Origin of the sequence: Rhodococcus sp. T2V (assembly GCF_029269925.1) — a bacterium.
GTDB classification, from domain to species: domain Bacteria; phylum Actinomycetota; class Actinomycetes; order Mycobacteriales; family Mycobacteriaceae; genus Rhodococcus_F; species Rhodococcus_F koreensis.
Map to the genome: position 1 here is coordinate 23,425 of NZ_JARJBD010000021.1, position 16,014 is coordinate 39,438.

Genomic DNA, 16,014 nt, shown 5'->3' on the forward strand with positions numbered 1-16,014 from the left:
ACGAATACGACAGAAAGGTGTCGCCCACGCGTCACGAGCCGGCCTACGGCAGGGTCGCCGCGCCGACGATCGCGGCCCGCTGCGCTGCGCTGAGCACCCAACGGGGTTGGCGCCGCTCGACGAACGCGCTTGTGCCCTCCGTGTGGTCCGACGAGCCGCACAGGACGTCCATCGCCTCCGCGGTGACCGCCCAGCCCAGCTGCTCCCCGGGCTCCTCGATCCGCTCCAGTCCGCGCAGGATCTGGGCCACCGACTCGGGCGCACTCGTGATCGCATCCAGCGCGAGCTCGAACGCGGTCCGGAGCACCGCTCCGGGCTCCACCAGCCGATTGACCAGTCCCAGGTCGTAGGCGCGCGCGGCATCCAGACGGGCGCCGGTGAGCATCATCTCGACGGCCACGTTGCGGGGCAGCCGCTCCGGAGCGCGCAACAGACCTCCCGCGCCCGGCAGCCGTCCCCGAGCACCCTCGGGCAGCGCGAACCAGGCGTTGCGCGAGGCCACCACGAGATCGGCCGCGAGCACCATCTCGAAGCCGCCGCCCAGCGCCGGCCCGTCAACGGCGGCGACGAGGGGCTTTGTGCGGGAACGCCGGATCATGCCGTACTGCCCGCCATCGGCGGTATGCGGCCCCGCGCCCAGGACGAGGTCGCTGCCGGCGCAGAAGTAGTCGCCGGTCGCTGCGAGCACGCAGACCCGCAGGTCGGGATCCGCCTCCAGCCGGGTGAACGCCGCCTCCAGGCCGAGGGTCATCGCCGGGTCCACCGCGTTGCGCTTGTGCGGTCGGTCGAGGGTGATCTGCAGCACCGGTCCGATCGCCCGGACACGGACCACGCCGCCGGGCCGTCCGTCCTCTGACCGCGGATCAGCCATCGAAGGGCTCAGGCCAGTCCAGCCAGGTGGTCAGCGCCCGCCCTGCGACCAGGGCGCGCTCGGCCTCGCTCAGCGCGGGGAGTCGAGCGACGAAGACGTCCGCCAACTCGGCATAGGGCACCGCCAGCCGCGACAGATCGGATCCGAAGAAGACACGCGCGGCGCCGAAGGACTCCACCAGCCGGTAGATCGCCTCGGTGATGGACGGGAACGGGTGCTGCTCGCGTACGAAGCATGGGAGCGCCGATGCCTTGACCGCGATGCCGGGATAGCGGGCCAGAGCTGCGAGTGGCGCCACCGCCTCGGGCAGGGGAACCTCGGCGGTCTCGACGGCAGCATGGTCGACGGCGATCTTCAAGCCCGGGAACTCCTCGGCCAGTCCGGCGTAGAGCCCGTAGCGACCGGGCGCGTAGATGCTCAGGGGAACGCCGTAGCGCTCGGCCGCCGCGAAGAAGCCGCTGCGTCGCGCCGCTTCCAGCGTCCCGTCGACGTCGCCGCGGTTGAGCGACATCCTGATGGCCCGCATCCCCGCGATGTCGCGCCACTGCGCCAGCCGCTCGACCGCTTCCGGGTCGCCGGTGGCGAAGCGGCAGATCGCGCCGAAGCGCGCCGGGTCCGCCGCAGCCACCTCGAGCACGTAGTCGTTGCGCGATCCCTCCCAGGTCGGCCCGAGCAGGAGAGCACCGCTGACCCCGGCACCGGCCATCTCGTCCAGCACCTCGGGCACCTCCAGCGGAACGGGCCGCTGCGGTTCGATGGCGTCGAGGGGCCAGGGACGGTCCGGCGTCGAGGCCTTCCAGACGTGGATCTGAGCGTCGATCAGTCGAGTTGGAGTCATGATCATAAGATCATAGCGTCATCATTTGTCCACGAGAAGGATCTCAGAACGCGAAACCCTGCCAGGCTCGTCTGCTGAACGCCAACGGGTCCTGCACCAGCGAGACAGTGAGGTCGAGGCGGCAGAACGTCCTGTCCTCGCCATATGCCGGCCAGCCCGGCTCGCCGGTGGCGACGAACGCGACCCAGGCGCCGTGCATCCGGGTGGCCAGCTCCCGCGGCGCGTCGACACCGCGCAGCTCGATCCCCCAGGGATCGTCCAGGGTGTCGAAGACGAAGGGCACCTCGAGTGTGTGGCAGGCCCCCAGCCGGCCCTCGAACGTCGCCGGCCGCCAAGCGAATTGGTAGGCGTACGACGCCGTCCCCGCCGCCCGCCGAGCCTCGAGGAGGCGGTCGGTGGGGGCGATGCAGAACCAGTCCGACTGCACCGCCACGAACAGCTCGGCCGACGTCGCCTCGGGCAGCTGCTCGCGGTACGTCGCGAGCATTGCGCCCGGGTCCTCGCACAGCCTCGCCGTCGTGGCGGTGAGCACCTGAGCGGTCATCGCGTCGGCCAGGCCGGTGGGTGCCACGAAGAGCCCGTACTCCTCGGCGTTCACCCCGATCAGCAGGTCGACGTCCGCGGCGGCGCCGGCCGCGATCGCGTCCACCGGGTGCTCGGGCAGGAAGTCACCGTCGACCACCGGCTGGAACACCAACCGCCGGAATTCGGCGAAGCGCGGGTCCTGGCCGGAGGTCAGCCGGGCGATCACCGCGTTGGTGGCGGTGTGCAGCTCCTCAACCGGAACCTCCGCCAGGGCACGGGCATTCGCCTCGACACCGAGCTCGATACCCAGTTCGGCGGCGACGGTCTCGGCCCGTGCCCGGGTGTGCACGTGATGCCCGGTCCCGCTCTGCGAGATGGCGCGATGGAAGAGGCCACGCGCGCTCGGGACAGCGAGCAGGGTGCACACCGCCATCGCGCCTGCGGACTCCCCCGCGATGGTCACCCGTCCGGGGTCGCCACCGAACGCTGCGATGTTGTCGCGGATCCACTCCAGCGCCGCGACCTGGTCGCGCAGTCCGCGGTTGGTCGCGGCACCACGAAGCAGCGCGAAGCCCTCCACTGCCAGCCGGTAGTTGATCGTCACGGCGAGTACGCCGTCGCGTGCGAACGCCGTACCGTCGAAGGCCGTGGTGGAGCCGGCGCCGGTGGCGAATCCGCCGCCGTGGATGAAGACCAGCACCGGTGCGCTGCCGTCCAGATCCGGCGTCCAGAGGTTGAGGTTCAGGCCGTTCTCGCCGTGCCGGTGCGGGTCCGGTAGCAGGGCATCGATCACCGCGGAGCGCTGCGGCGGGGTGGAGACGGTCGGTCCCCAGTCGGTGGCGTCCGCGATTCCCTGGTGCGGCACCGGCGGGCGCGGGGCGTCGAAGCGGGCCTCGCCGACCGGCGGTGCGGCGTACGGGACACCCTTGAAGGCCCAGCCACTGCCGGTGCGCGCGCCACGGAAGGCGCCCTGCGCGATGCTCACCACCCTCGTCTCGGCCGCTTCGTCCACCACTGCCGTCTCCGCCTCTGACATCGGTCGCCTCCCTGTCGTGCTCGTGCCGCGGTCTTGCTGCGCGCATCGCGCTTGTACTTATTTTGCTATTATGTACAACTATTGCAGAAGTCGCGCTGAGACGCGACCGGCCTCCGCCGGACCGAGACTGTCCGCGGCGGGCGCTCGAGAGGCATTCGCGAAAGGTAGCGCCACCATGACCCTGGACGAGACGACTCGACTCCGGCTCCTCACCGCACCCGACGGGGCGTTCCCCGTGACGGAGATCGTCGTCGACGGTGTGCGCCTGGAGATGTTCGACCGCGATCCGCGCACGATGCGCGACGCCTTCCTCGCCACCCGAGCGCACCGGAACCGGACCGCGGTCGTGTACGGCGAGGAGCGCTGGACCTACGAGGACCAGTGGCAGGAGGTCGTCGCGCTCGCCCACGCCCTGCGCGACGAACTCGGCGTGCGCAAGGGCGACCGGGTCGGCCTGGCCATGCGCAACTACCCGGAGTTCCTCTTCACCTTCTGGGCGACCCAGCTGCTCGGTGCCGTGCTGGTGCCGTACAACGGCTGGCTCCGCACCCGCGAACTCGCCGACCTGATCGCCGGGTCGGGACCGGTGGTGCTGGTCGCCGACCGCGAACGCGTCGCCCTGCTGGCCGAGGAGGACCTGACCGCCGCAGGCGTACGCGCCGTCATCGGGGTCCGAGCCGAGGACGCCACCGCCACCGCCACCGCCACCGAGCGCGGACGCAACGCGGTGATTGCCTATGCCGACCTCGTGCGGCGCGCCGGTCACCCGGCCGAGCCGCCGGCCGAGGAGGTCCTCCCGGAGGACCCCGCCACGATCCTCTACACCTCGGGCACCACCGGAAAACCGAAGGGCGCGCTGCACCGCCACCGCAACCACTCGGCTTCCCTGCTCAACAAACTGATCCGCGCCGTGCGGGTCGTGCCTGCGACCGCCACCGAGCCGCTCCAGGTCCTGCCGCCGGCTCCGTCGACGAAGCTGATGACGTTCCCGATGTTCCACATCGCCGGGATGAACACGCTCTACACAGCGGCGTACTCGGGCCACACCCTGGTGCTGATGTACAAGTGGAACGCCGAGCTGGCGGTCGAGCTGATCGAGCGCGAGGCGGCCAACGAGATCGCAGGCCCGCCGTTCGTCATCCAGACCTTCCTCGACGCCGCCGCGACCACCGAGCGCGACCTCGGCAGCCTGCGCATCATCGGGATGGGTGGCTCGGCAGCCTCTCTCCAGGTCGTCGACGCCATACGGGAGCGCTTCGGCGACCAGATCACGCCCCGCACCGGGTACGGCCTGACCGAGACCACCTCGGGTGTCCTGTCCATTCCGGCCGGCGACTTCGCCCGTCATCCAGACAGCGTCGGGCGCACGCTCCCCACCGTGCAGGTGGCCATCCTGGGCGAGGACGGTCGCTCTCTCCCGACAGGCGAAGTGGGTGAAATCGCGATCTGCGGACCTCAGGTCGTCAGCGGCTACTTCGACGTGCCGGACGCCGAGGACTTCCGCGACGGATGGTTCCACACCGGCGACCTCGGCCGGATCGACGAGGAGGGCCTGGTCTACATCACCGGTCGCCTCAAGGACGTGGTCATCCGCGGCGGCGAGAACATCTACTGCGCCGAGGTCGAGGCCGCGCTCAACGCACATCCCGACCTACTCGAGGCGGCCGCGTTCGGCGCCCCGCACGCCGCGCTCGGCGAGGAGCTCGTCGCGGTCGCACGTGTCCGGCCCGGCAGCAGCGTCGAACCGGAGGAGCTGCGCACCTTCGCCGCCGAGCGGCTGGCCGCCTTCAAGGTGCCGGCCCGGATCGCGATCGTCGACGCCGAGCTCCCCCGCACGCCGAGCGGCAAAATCGTCAAACGCGACATCGCCACCACGCTCGACGTCACCGACCTGCTCAACCCCGTCGATGCCTGAGATGGCGGGCTCGGAGCTGCGCTGGAGCATCCGGGCCAGCTTCCTGCGCTACGTGGCGGCGCTGCCGGACGCCCGCGGGTCGGTGTCCGACGGCGCGCGGCTGACCCGCGACGACCCGCAGCTCGTCGTCTATCCGGCGGACCCGGACGCGACCACCGCCTCGACCCTGGCCTTCCGCGGTGACCTGCGGCTGTCGGGTCATGGCGGGCTGCTCTTCGTCCGCCTGGCCGGGCCGCGGATCGAGCTGGGCATCGACGGCGGTACGGCGGTGCTCAGCGTCGAGGACCCGCAATCCGAGGACGGGACCGGGCCGCGCCTGCCGCTCGTCACCGTGACCATGACCCGGACCGAGGCAGGCTGGTCCGGCTCGGACGCCGCGCTCACCGCGGACGGCGTGGCGCTGTTCAACCACGTGTACCCCGCCGGTGCTGCGTTCGACCCGCTCGAGATCGTCACCCCCGACACGGTGACCGACTCCGCTCGATGAGCGTCCTGGATCCTCGTCGGGGCGAGGATCCAGGGCGCCGGGGGTCGAAAGTCCCGCTCAGACCCGCTCGGGTTCGGGAGTATCGACGTTGAAGACGATGCTGTTGCCGCCGTCGACGATGATCGTCTGACCGGTGACGTGGCCGGCCAGCGGCGAGCTCAGGAAGAGCAGCACGGCGGCGATGTCCGAGGGATAGGCAACCTTGCGCAGCGGCGTTTTGTCCACGTTGGCGACCACGAGGTCGTGGGTCCAGCGCGGGTTGGTCTGTTGCCGCGGCGTGCGCACCACGCCCGGGGCGGCGGCATTCACCCGGATGCCCAGCGGACCGAGTTCGACCGCGGACGTGCGCACCAGCGACATCAGCGCCGCCTTCATCGCGCCGTACGCGCTGGTCTTCGGGGCGCTGGTCATCCCGGCGACGGATGCGACGAAGGAGATCGAGCCGCCGGTGCCGGTCCGCTCCCAGAGCTTGCCGGCGTAGGTGAGCGCGAGGTAGGCGTGCTTGAGCACGAGATCGACGTGGAACGTCCAGTCGTCGTCGGTCAGGTCGACCAGCGGCTTGTACATCGCCAGTCCGACGATGTCGACCACGCCGTCCAGCCGACCGCACTGCTCCTCGACGAAGCCGAAGAGCGAGGCCATCGCCTCGCGGTCGGTGATGTCCCCCGTCCAGGCAAGACCGCCGACCTCCGCGGCGACAGCGGCGGCGCGTTCCTCCTCGCGATCCACGCAGACGACGGTCGCGCCGTTGGCCGCCAGAGCCCGGCATGCCTGCAGGCCGATTCCGAACCCGCCGCCGAGGACCACGTGTACCTCACCGTCCAGGCGCAGCATCGACGCGTAGTCCGGGCTCCAGTCCGCGTCGCGGTCCACCCACTCGGTCACTTCGCGGCCACCGTGGTGTGCGCCTTGGTCTGTTCCGGGTCCTGATCGGGATCCGCCGAGGATTCCCGCTTGCGCCACTGGACTGCGCCGTCCTCGACGGTCGCGTGGGCGACCCGGCCGCCGTGGATCTCCGCCCAGTGGGCGTGGTTGATCTGGTGCAAGCTGAAGCAGGCCTGCAGTGCGTTGTGGAAACCCATGTTGTCCTGGGTCTGATTGACCGCTTCCTTGATCATCAAGGCGGTCATGGTGGGCCGCTTGGCGATCTCGCGGGCGTAGTCGAGCGTGCGCTCCTCGAGCTCGTCAGCGGGGAAGATCTTTTGGACCATGCCGAGGAGGTGGGCCTCCTCGATCGTGACCTCGCCGCCGGTGAGCATCAGCTCCTTGGTGCGTCGCAGGCCGAACTCCCAGGGGTGGGCGAAGTACTCGACGCCGCACATGCCGAGCCGGGTGCCCACCGGGTCGGCGAAGGTCGAGCCCTCGGCTCCGACGATCAGGTCGCACGACCAGGCGAAAGTGAGTCCCGCCGCATGCACCGGCCCTTGGACCGAGCAGACGGTGATCTTGCGCAGGTTCCGCCACCGCAGCGAGTTCTGGTAGTAGAAGTGCCACTCCTGGGTCATCCGCTTCTCAGCGCTGACCTTGGTCGCTCCGTGGCTCTGGAACGTCGGGTGCTGATCGGGACCGGCCTCGCGCTCCAGGGCCCTGTCAGGCGTGCCCATGTCGTGCCCGGAGGAGAACGTCATACCGTTGCCGGCCAGGATCACCACACGCACGGTGTCGTCGGCCTCGGCACGGAGCATCGCCTCGTCGAGTTCGACGAGCAGGCCGCGGTTCTGGGCGTTCCGGTAGCGGGGACGGTTCAGGGTGATCCGCGCGATGACGCCTCCGTCCAGCTCCTCATAGGTGATGAACTTGTACTCCGACATGAGCGTCCTCTCCGGCGCGACGACCGTGTCGCCCCATTCTTCGATCGAAACATAGAAACAACATAATTGCGGTCCTACTTGACCGCGATCGGGTTCAACGGCGAGCCGACGGCTCCCGTCACCGTCAGTGGCTGGGCACTGAGGAAGAACTCGTAGATGCCGTCCGCGGCGCAGTCGGCGGCGAGCTGGTCGAGATCCCACATCTCACCGATGAGGACACCGGCATTGACCAGGAAGATCACGTGCAACGCGAACTTCGCCTCCGGCAACGACTCGCTGGGGACAGACTCGAGTCCCCAGGTGTCGGAGGCGACCGCCGCGATCTTCCGCGGGAGCAGGTAGTCGGCCGCGCTCACGCCGAGCCCCGGCGCGGGACCGGCGGCGTAATCGCCCCAGTGCTCCTCGCCCTCCTCGCGCCGGCGACACATGTGCCCGGTGCGGATCAGCACGATGTCGCCCTCGCCGATCTCGACGCCCTGCGCCTCGGCGCAGGCCTCCACGTCGACGTCCTGGATCGCCTCCTCGGGCTCGAGCCAGTCGACGCCGTAGAAACGCGGGAAGTCGAGCAGCACACCGCGTCCCACCACCCGGTCGCTCACCTGGGCGATGCTGTTGTGCACCGCCCCCTGGCCGGTCACCGACTGCGGACCGTGACCGTTGTAGGTGACGCCGTCGTAGAACACATGGCAGAAGGCGTCCCACTGGGTGGCGCACTGCAGCGGCAGGTAGATGCCGTCGTCGGTGGACTGCATCCCGTGCTGGGCGTTGTCCCAGTCGGCCAGCAGGTCGCCACCGTGCTTGTACATCACGTGCTGTGGGTTGACCCGTGCCGACCGTGCCGGCATCGGACCGTTCCGGTCGAGCGGGATGGCCAGGGAGAACGACTTCCCGGTGCGGATCAGCGCACCGGCAGCGGCTCTCCGCTCCCGAGTGATGTAGTTGAGCGAGCCGGCCTCGTCGTCACTCCCCCAGCGCCCCCACGTGCGGTAGCGCTGGGCGATCTCGTCGAGTTGGGCCTTGCTGTAGCTGCGCCGTGGCGAGACGGTCGGGCGAGTACTGATCGTCTTCTCCATATCTCTGGGTCGGGTCCGGGTCAGCCGCCGATGCCATACGTCTTCATGTTGGCGAACTGGTCCATGCCACTGCGCCCGAGCTCACGACCGACACCGGAGCGCTTGGTGCCACCGAAGGGCACCTCGGTCGGCGAACCCAGGAAGGCGTTGATGCCGACACCACCGGTGTCGAGGCGTGCGGCGATCCGCATGGCCTCCTCCTCGGCGCCGAAGACGGCGCCGCCGAGACCGTAGGGGTTGTCGTTGGCGAGTGCCACGGCCGCTTCCGCGTCGGCGACCCGGAAGATCATCCCGAGGGGGCCGAACGGCTCCTCCTTGTAGACCCGCATCTCCGGCGTGACGTTTCCGATGACGGCAGGCGCGAAGTACGAACCGGGGCCGTCGACCTTGCCGCCCTCGAGCAGCACCGTCGCACCCTTCGCGATCGCGTCCTCCATCTGCTCCTGCAGCAGGTCGGCCGCCGCCTGGCTCGACATGGGGCCCACGGTCGACTTCTCGTCGAACGGGTCGCCGAGAACCTGCCCGGCGAACGCGGCGACATACTTCTCGGTGAACTCGTCGGCGATGCCGTCGGTCACGATGACGCGCTTCGGCAGCGCGCAGGCCTGGCCGCCGAGAACGAGGCGGCAGGCCGCAGCAGTGCCGGCAGCGAGGTCGACGTCGGCCGAGTCCAGCACGATGAACGCGTCGGACCCACCGAGCTCGAGGACGACCGGCTTGATGTGCCTGCTCGCCTGGGCGCCCACGGCCGAGCCCGCGCGGTCGGAGCCGGTGAGGGTCACAGCCCGGACGCGGTCGTCGGCGATGAGGGTCGAGCACTGGTCGGGGGTGGCGAGGATGGTCTGGTAACACCCCTCGGGGAACCCGGCGTCGCGGAAGATCTCGTCGTACATCAGCGTCGAGCCGGCGCAGATCTCGGCAGGCTTCACCATCACGGTGTTGCCGAGCATCAGGTTCGGCGCGGTCGCGCGCATCGCCTGGTAGAGCGGGGCGTTCCACGGCTCGATGCCGAGAACGACACCGACTGCCTCCCGCCGCAGGATCACCTTGGCGAAGCCGGCAACCTCGATCAGCTCGTCGGCGAGCAGCTCCTCGCCGTGCTTGGCGTAGTACCGGAACATGTCCACGGCACCGCTGCCCTCGGCCATCGAATGTGGCAGCACCTTGCCCATCTCCAGGGTCGCCTGGTGGGCGAGTTCGGGGAGCCTCGCCTCGATCAGGTCCGCGACCGCGTGGAAGAGTGCGACCTTCTCCGAGATCGGAACGTCGCGCCAGACGCGGTGGGCCGCGTGCGCGGTCGCCAGCTTCGCCTCCAGATCCGCGTCGTCGACGAAGGCGAACTCTCGCAGCAGCTCACCCGTGGCGGGGTTGAGCGTTCGGTAGGTGCGCTGGGCGGGCATCGTGGCAGTCACGTGGTCCTCCTGTGGACGGGCTCGTAATTAGCTTTCAACACTAGTACAACAAGACTTAAAAAGGTATGTTCCCTTATTGAAACTCGTCAGCCCGGCGGCGCCCGGGATCTCTCTCCTTCTGGAGGTGCGCATGGACATCAACCTGCTCGACCCGGCCCACTACGTGAACGGCCAGCCCTATGAGCTCTATCGCCATCTGCGCGAGACCGACCCCGTGCACTGGCACGAGGAGTCGTACGGCGGACCGGGCTACTTCGCCCTGACGCGCTACGCCGACATCAAGGCGGTCGAAACCGACTCCGCGACGTTCGCGAACGCACCGACAACGCTGATCAACGACGACGCTCGCGTCGGCGACGAAACCCATCAGCACCTGATCTTCTCCGACCCTCCGCACCACACCGAGCACCGCAAGTTCCTCAGCCCGGAATTGGGCGTGCTCGCGGTTCGCACGGGAGATGACCGCCTTCAGGAGCTGGTCCACGACATCATCGACCGGGTCATCGAGAAGGGCGAGTGCGACTTCGTCGAAGACATCGCCGGCCGGATGGCCAGTTTCGTCATGGCCGACCTCATCGGGCTGCCGCGCGAGCAGTCGCTGGTGATGTTCGACGCTGCGGCCGTCCTCGCCAGCGGCGCCGACACCTCGAAGGGCCGCGGCCTCGAGGCGGCGACGATCATGTACCAGTGGGCCGACGCGGCCCGCAAGGAGCGGCTCGAGAGCCCCCGTGACGACATGCTGACCCGGATCGCGCACGGGGAGGTGCTCGGCATCCCGTTCGACGAGTTTCAATTCCAGCTCGACTTCCAGCTCCTGGTCAGCGCAGGCAGCGATACCTCCCGCAATGTGCTCGCGACGGGCATGCTCCGGCTGTTCGAGAACCCGGACCAGTACCGCGCCCTGGTGGAGGACCCGAGCCTCGTCGCCCAGGCCGTCGAGGAGATGCTGCGGTTCGACCCGCCGATCGTCTTCCAACGCCGCACGGTGACGCGCGATACCGAGATCGGTGGTGTCGCGATCCGACAGGGCCAGAAGGTGGCGAGCTACTACGGCGCCGCGAACCGTGATCCCGCCGTCTTCGCCGATCCCGACACGTTCGACATCCGCCGCTCCCCCAACCCGCACCTCGCCTTCGGCGCAGGCAGGCACTTCTGCCTCGGCACGCACCTTGCGCGGGCCGAACTGGTGGCGATGTTCACCGCGCTGGTGACCCGGATGCCCGACCTGCGTGCGACCGGTGACACCGTCTGGCACGAGTCGCCCGAGACCCCCTCCGTAGTCGGTCCGACGGCGATTCCGGTGGCGTTCACCCCCGGCGTCCGACTGGGCAGCGCCGCGCTCATCTGACGTCCGGCTTCCACCCATCCATATTATGTTTGTAGTGAGGCAACTCACCTGCTTTAGTTATGTTAATCCGAGTAGGTTGGTTGCCGTCACTGCCCCCGGCTGCGAAGGATCACCATGACAACCGCGCCCCCCGCGACCGCCAGCGAGACCCTGGTCGAGGAGATCGCCCACCGAGTGGTGGCCGAGCATCCGCCGGCCACCACCCCGCTGCCCGAACTGATGGGCGCGTGGTACGACGCCGGCCTCACCTGGGTACATTTCCCCCTCGGCCTGGGTGGGCTGGACGCACCGCGCTCGCTGCAACCGCTCGCCAATCGGATTCTCCGCGAGGCGGGCGGTCCCGAGCCTCGCACTGTCAACACCATCGGCTACGGCATCGTCGCCGGCACCATCCGGCGCTATGCCGACACCGAGCTCGCCGCTCGCCTGCTGCGCCCGCTGGCCACCGGCGAGGAGAAGTGGTGCCAACTGTTCAGCGAGCCCGGCGCCGGCTCCGATCTCGCCGGCCTGGCGACCCGCGCCGTACGCGAGGGGGACGGCTGGCGGATCAACGGCCAGAAGGTGTGGAACAGCCTCGCTCACCTCTCCCGCTGGGCGGTCCTGCTGGCCCGGACCGATCCCGACTTGCCCAAGCACAAGGGCCTCACCTACTTCATCGTCGACATGCAGACCCCTGGCATCGAGGTCCGGCCGTTGCGCCAGCTGACCGGACGGGCGTCGTTCAACGAGGTCTTCCTCGACGACGTCTTCATCCCGGACAGTCAGCGCTTCGGCGAGGTCGGCGAGGGCTGGATCGTGGCCAACAGCACCCTCGGCGACGAACGGACCTCCTTGGGTGACCGCGTCGCCGCCCGCGGCAGCGGTGCCATCGCCGACGCCCTCGCACTGTGGGCCGCCCACCCCGAGCGGCACACCCCGGTACTGCGTGAGCGCCTGGTCCGGCTGTGGGTGCGGGCGGAGAGCCAGCGACTGACCGGCAACCGGGCCCGCGTGGCCGCCACCAAGGGCGTGATCGGTCCCGAGAGCGCCATCATCAAGCTGCTCAATTCCGAACTCACCCAGCATGTCTACGAGTTCTGCATGGAGTTGCTCGGACCCGAGGCGACGCTCATCGACACCTACTCCCTGGATGCGCCGGACGATGAGAGCGGGCCGACTGCGATCCAGCGCAAGTACCTCCGGTCCCGGGCCACCACCCTGGAGGGCGGCACTTCGGAGATCATGCGCAACGTCATCGGCGAGCGCGTCCTGAAGCTGCCGCAGGAGCTGCGCGCCGACAAGGGCATCCCGTGGAAGGACATCCCCCGATGAGCACGACCCCGACCACCCCCAGTTTCCCCACACGACAGGCAGGCAGATGACGCAGGAGTTCGAGTTCAGCGACGAGTTGGTGGAGCTGCGCACCATGGTGCGCGACTTCTGCCGGGAATTCTCCCCCGAGGCCGTCGTACGCGAAGCGATGGAGAGCGACACCGGCCACGACCCTGCGCTGTGGCGACGGTTCGGTAGCGAACTCGGCGTGCTCGGGCTCGCCGTTCCCGAGGAGTACGGCGGCGACGACGCCGGTCTGGTTGCACAGGCCATCGCTGTCGAGGAGATGGGCGCTGCTCTGGTGTGCGGCCCTGTTCTCGGCACTGTTGCTCTGGCGATGCCGGCCCTCGCCGCGCTGACCGACGACGACGCCAAGCGCGAACTGCTGCCGGAGCTGTGCTCCGGCGCGAAGCTCGCGACGCTGGTCGCGCCGCTCTCCGACGGCACGCTCGACGTGGACGCCGTCACCGTGTCGGCGACGGCCACGGACGGCGCCTGGCGGCTCGGCGGTGAAGTCACGCAGGCCCCCGACGCCGGCACCGCCGACCTGCTCCTGGTCGTGGCGACCACCGACGAGGGACCTGCACTGTTCGCGGTCGCGGGCGATGCCGCGGGGCTGACGCGTACGCCGCTGACCACCCTCGACCTCACCCGTCGTCAGGCCGCGCTCTCGTTCGCCGGAACTCCGGCACGGCTCCTGGCCACCGGCGCCGAAGCGCTCGCTGCTTGCGCTCGCGCCGCTCTGGTCGCCGGCGTGCTGCTCGCCGTCGAGCAGGTCGGTGGCGCCCAGCGGATGCTCGACATCACCGTGGCGCACGTGGCCGCCCGCAAGCAGTTCGGTCAGGCCGTGGGCGCGTATCAGGCGGTCAAGCACCGGTGCGCGAACATGCTCATTGCGGTGGAGACGGCGCGGTCCGCGGCCTACCACGGAGTCTGGGCGCTGCAGGACGGCACCGACGACCCGCAACTCGCGGCGAGCCTGGCCAAGGCGGTGGCGAGCGAGTCCTACGCGTGGGTCAGCACCAGCGCGATCCAGATGCACGGCGGGCTCGGCTTCACCTGGGAAGGCACCCCGCAGCTCTACTTCAAGCGCGCGACCACCGACTCGCTCACCCTCGGCACCGCCGACCAGCACCTCGACCGGATCGCCGGCCAGGTGCTCGACGGGCTCGTGCGGGCCTGAGGTCCCGTCGCCCAACACAACCCGGGCCGGCTCGCCGAGTCGGTACGCGCAGCAAGGAGAAGAAAGACCGTGGAGTACGACTACGTCATCATCGGATCGGGCGCGGGTGGCTCCGTGCTGGCAGACCGGCTCTCCGCCGGCTCCGACGCGAGCATCCTGGTCATCGAGGCCGGCGGCAGCGACCGCAACCCGATGCATCTGGTCCCGAAGGGCTTCTTCTTCACGATGCACTCGGACAAGTACGCCAAGAAATTCGACGCCGGGCCGTTCGGGCCCAACGACTCGATCGATGCGTGGTGGCGCGGCCGGGTGCTCGGCGGCTCCACCACGATCAACGGTCTGGTCTGGAACCGCGGGTGGGCGGGAGACTTCGACAGCTTGGTCGAGGACGGTAATCCCGGCTGGGGCTGGGACACCTTCCTGGCCGCGTACCGGGAGATCGAGTCGTTCCAACTCGGGGCCTCCGAACTTCACGGCGCCGGCGGCCCGGTGAGCGTGGAGATCACCGCCCCCGTCGAGCCGGTGTCGGAGGCGTTCATGGCCTCGTCCGCCGCCATCGGCGCGACGCGGGTCATCGACATCAACGGCTCCGACCTGGAGCGCGCCGGCTACACCCAGTTCTCCACCCGTCGCGGGCTGCGGGTCACCGCCGCAACATCGTTCCTGCGTCCGGCGCTGCGCCGACCGAACGTGACCCTGATGAGCCGCACCGAGGTCGCCCGCATCCTCTTCGACGGCACCCGCGCCGTCGGCGTGCTCGCGCGGCGCCGGGGCGAGAAGGTGGAGATCAAGGCCCGCCGCGAGGTACTGGTCTGCGGCGGCTCACTGGACTCCCCCATCCTGCTGGAGCGCTCGGGCATCGGCCGCGGCGACGTGCTCGCAGCCGCGGGCGTCAAGCAGGTCGCGGAGAGCCCGAACCTCGGCGAGCGGCTCAACGAGCACCGCGGACTGCGGTTCATGTACAAGCTGAACGGGCGCACCGCTGCCGAGAACGGTTTCAACCCGCTCGTCGGCAGTTCCGTGAAGCAGATGACCCAGGGAGCCAAGTACCTCGTCCGCCGGGACGGCATCATCGCGCAGGGATCGGCCACCTGTCTGCTCTACTTCAAAGCGGACCCCACCTCGGACAGGCCCGACACCATCGGCTTCTTCAACCCGATCTCGATGAAGGCCCCGACCATGCACAACGACAAGCTCGCGGTGGACGACGAACCCGGCCTGATGCTGGCGGCGTACCCGTTGCGCCCGACCAGCCAGGGCAACATCCACATCACGGGTCCTCACCCGGGCGACCCGGTGGCGATCCAGCCCAATTTCCTCGACACCGAGGACGACCGGCGGATCCTGTCGAAAGTCGGACCGCGTGTGCGTGAGCTGTTCGCCAGCGGACCCATCGCCGACCTGGTCACCGAGGAGCGCGTTCCCGGCAGCGGCGTCCGCACCGAGACCGACTTCGAGCAGCTCGGGCTCAACGCCGGATCCTCGGGTTACCACCCGCTCGGCAGTTGTGCCATGGGGCCGAACGCGGACGACGTCGTCGATGCCCGGCTGCGCGTGCGCGGCGTCGAGGGCGTGCGGGTGGTCGACGCCTCCGTCTTTCCCCGCCAGCCGTCGGGCAACACCTCGGCACCCACCCAGGCGCTGGCCTGGCACGCGGCCAAGCTGATCCTGGAGGATGCGTGAGCGTGAGCCCTGCGTGCTCGACAGCGTGATGGTCGGCGCGCCCGTGCCCACACGGGCGCGCCGCTCCCTCAGCCGCGCGTGACCTCGTCCCTCACCCGTCGAGTCTCCTTCCACTTCATGAAGACCCGACGCTCGGTGATCCGCCATCCCGCGTCCGTACGCGCCAGCGTGTCCTCGTAGGCGCCACCACCGGACACCCGCACGATCTCGCCCTCGCTCTCCCCGCGTCGCCCGGTCTCCATCTGATAGTGGGAGAAGGCTTTTGCGGTGTCTCCCGCGAGCTCGATGACCGTGTTGTACAGCGGATGCTGGGCGAACAACCATGCCGGGTCGGGCTTGCCGAGACGCTCGCGCATCTGCGCGGGAGTCTCGCGCTTACCCCCCATCGGCGTGAAGTCGATCGCCGCGTCGGCCGCGAAGGCCAGATCCCATTCCTCCCAGCGGCGCTCGTCGAGCCCGATTGCGTAGTGGCGCAGCGCCTTCTCGATATCGAGCCGGTCCTGTAGTTGATCAGCCATCGT

General features: G+C 69.4%; 14 protein-coding genes. 6 read left to right on the forward strand and 8 right to left on the reverse strand.

Annotated features, from left to right (window positions below; all coding sequences use genetic code 11):
• Positions 1 to 43: 43 nt before the first annotated feature.
• From P3H15_RS19170 to P3H15_RS19180, 3 genes are read right to left on the reverse strand one after another with little or no spacing between them, the layout of a single operon-like run.
• Positions 44 to 871, reverse strand: coding sequence for an enoyl-CoA hydratase-related protein (locus P3H15_RS19170; protein ID WP_276138703.1), 828 nt, complete (start codon positions 869 to 871; stop codon positions 44 to 46).
• Positions 864 to 1,709, reverse strand: coding sequence for an amidohydrolase (locus P3H15_RS19175; RefSeq protein WP_276138704.1), 846 nt, complete (start codon positions 1,707 to 1,709; stop codon positions 864 to 866). Before P3H15_RS19175 ends, P3H15_RS19170 begins: the two co-directional genes overlap by 8 nt.
• A 43-nt stretch (positions 1,710 to 1,752) precedes the next feature.
• Positions 1,753 to 3,270: a carboxylesterase/lipase family protein gene (locus tag P3H15_RS19180; protein ID WP_276138705.1), complete on the reverse strand. Its 1,518-nt coding sequence runs from the start codon at positions 3,268 to 3,270 to the stop codon at positions 1,753 to 1,755.
• A 175-nt stretch (positions 3,271 to 3,445) separates the two neighbouring features.
• Here P3H15_RS19180 and P3H15_RS19185 point away from each other — a divergent pair, with 175 nt between their 5' ends.
• Both P3H15_RS19185 and P3H15_RS19190 read left to right on the forward strand, forming a co-directional pair.
• Complete coding sequence (locus P3H15_RS19185) at positions 3,446 to 5,185, forward strand: class I adenylate-forming enzyme family protein (RefSeq protein WP_276138706.1); 1,740 nt, start codon at positions 3,446 to 3,448, stop codon at positions 5,183 to 5,185.
• Positions 5,178 to 5,672, forward strand: a complete 495-nt coding sequence (locus P3H15_RS19190) for an HtaA domain-containing protein (RefSeq protein WP_276138707.1) — start codon at positions 5,178 to 5,180, stop codon at positions 5,670 to 5,672. Before P3H15_RS19185 ends, P3H15_RS19190 begins: the two co-directional genes overlap by 8 nt.
• A 57-nt stretch (positions 5,673 to 5,729) precedes the next feature.
• Here the strand turns inward: P3H15_RS19190 and P3H15_RS19195 are convergent, their stop codons facing one another.
• From P3H15_RS19195 to P3H15_RS19210, 4 genes are all read right to left on the reverse strand, one after another.
• Positions 5,730 to 6,557, reverse strand: a complete 828-nt coding sequence (locus tag P3H15_RS19195; RefSeq protein ID WP_276138708.1) for an SDR family NAD(P)-dependent oxidoreductase — start codon at positions 6,555 to 6,557, stop codon at positions 5,730 to 5,732.
• A complete protein-coding gene (locus tag P3H15_RS19200) occupies positions 6,554 to 7,483 on the reverse strand; it encodes an enoyl-CoA hydratase (protein ID WP_276138709.1) in 930 nt (309 codons plus the stop codon). Before P3H15_RS19200 ends, P3H15_RS19195 begins: the two co-directional genes overlap by 4 nt.
• Positions 7,484 to 7,557: 74 nt before the next feature.
• A complete protein-coding gene (locus tag P3H15_RS19205) occupies positions 7,558 to 8,556 on the reverse strand; it encodes a cyclase family protein (protein WP_276138710.1) in 999 nt (332 codons plus the stop codon).
• A 20-nt stretch (positions 8,557 to 8,576) separates the two neighbouring features.
• Entirely contained in the window at positions 8,577 to 9,968 is a 1,392-nt protein-coding gene (locus tag P3H15_RS19210) for an aldehyde dehydrogenase family protein (RefSeq protein WP_276138711.1), read from the reverse strand.
• A 130-nt stretch (positions 9,969 to 10,098) separates the two neighbouring features.
• Here P3H15_RS19210 and P3H15_RS19215 point away from each other — a divergent pair, with 130 nt between their 5' ends.
• The 4 genes from P3H15_RS19215 to P3H15_RS19230 all read left to right on the forward strand — a co-directional run bounded on the left by P3H15_RS19215 (position 10,099) and on the right by P3H15_RS19230 (position 15,493).
• On the forward strand, positions 10,099 to 11,316 hold the full coding sequence (locus P3H15_RS19215) for a cytochrome P450 (protein WP_276138712.1): 1,218 nt from the start codon (positions 10,099 to 10,101) through the stop codon (positions 11,314 to 11,316).
• Between the two features lie 114 nt (positions 11,317 to 11,430).
• Positions 11,431 to 12,627 (forward strand): acyl-CoA dehydrogenase family protein, encoded by a 1,197-nt coding sequence (locus P3H15_RS19220; RefSeq protein WP_276138713.1) that lies wholly within the window; start codon positions 11,431 to 11,433, stop codon positions 12,625 to 12,627.
• A gap of 46 nt (positions 12,628 to 12,673) precedes the next feature.
• On the forward strand, positions 12,674 to 13,810 hold the full coding sequence (locus tag P3H15_RS19225; RefSeq protein ID WP_276138714.1) for an acyl-CoA dehydrogenase family protein: 1,137 nt from the start codon (positions 12,674 to 12,676) through the stop codon (positions 13,808 to 13,810).
• Between the two features lie 69 nt (positions 13,811 to 13,879).
• Positions 13,880 to 15,493, forward strand: a complete 1,614-nt coding sequence (locus P3H15_RS19230; RefSeq protein ID WP_276138715.1) for a GMC family oxidoreductase — start codon at positions 13,880 to 13,882, stop codon at positions 15,491 to 15,493.
• 68 nt (positions 15,494 to 15,561) lie between these two features.
• Here P3H15_RS19230 and P3H15_RS19235 read toward each other — a convergent pair whose 3' ends face one another.
• A complete protein-coding gene (locus P3H15_RS19235) occupies positions 15,562 to 16,011 on the reverse strand; it encodes a nuclear transport factor 2 family protein (protein ID WP_276138716.1) in 450 nt (149 codons plus the stop codon).
• Between the last annotated feature and the right edge of the window lie 3 nt (positions 16,012 to 16,014).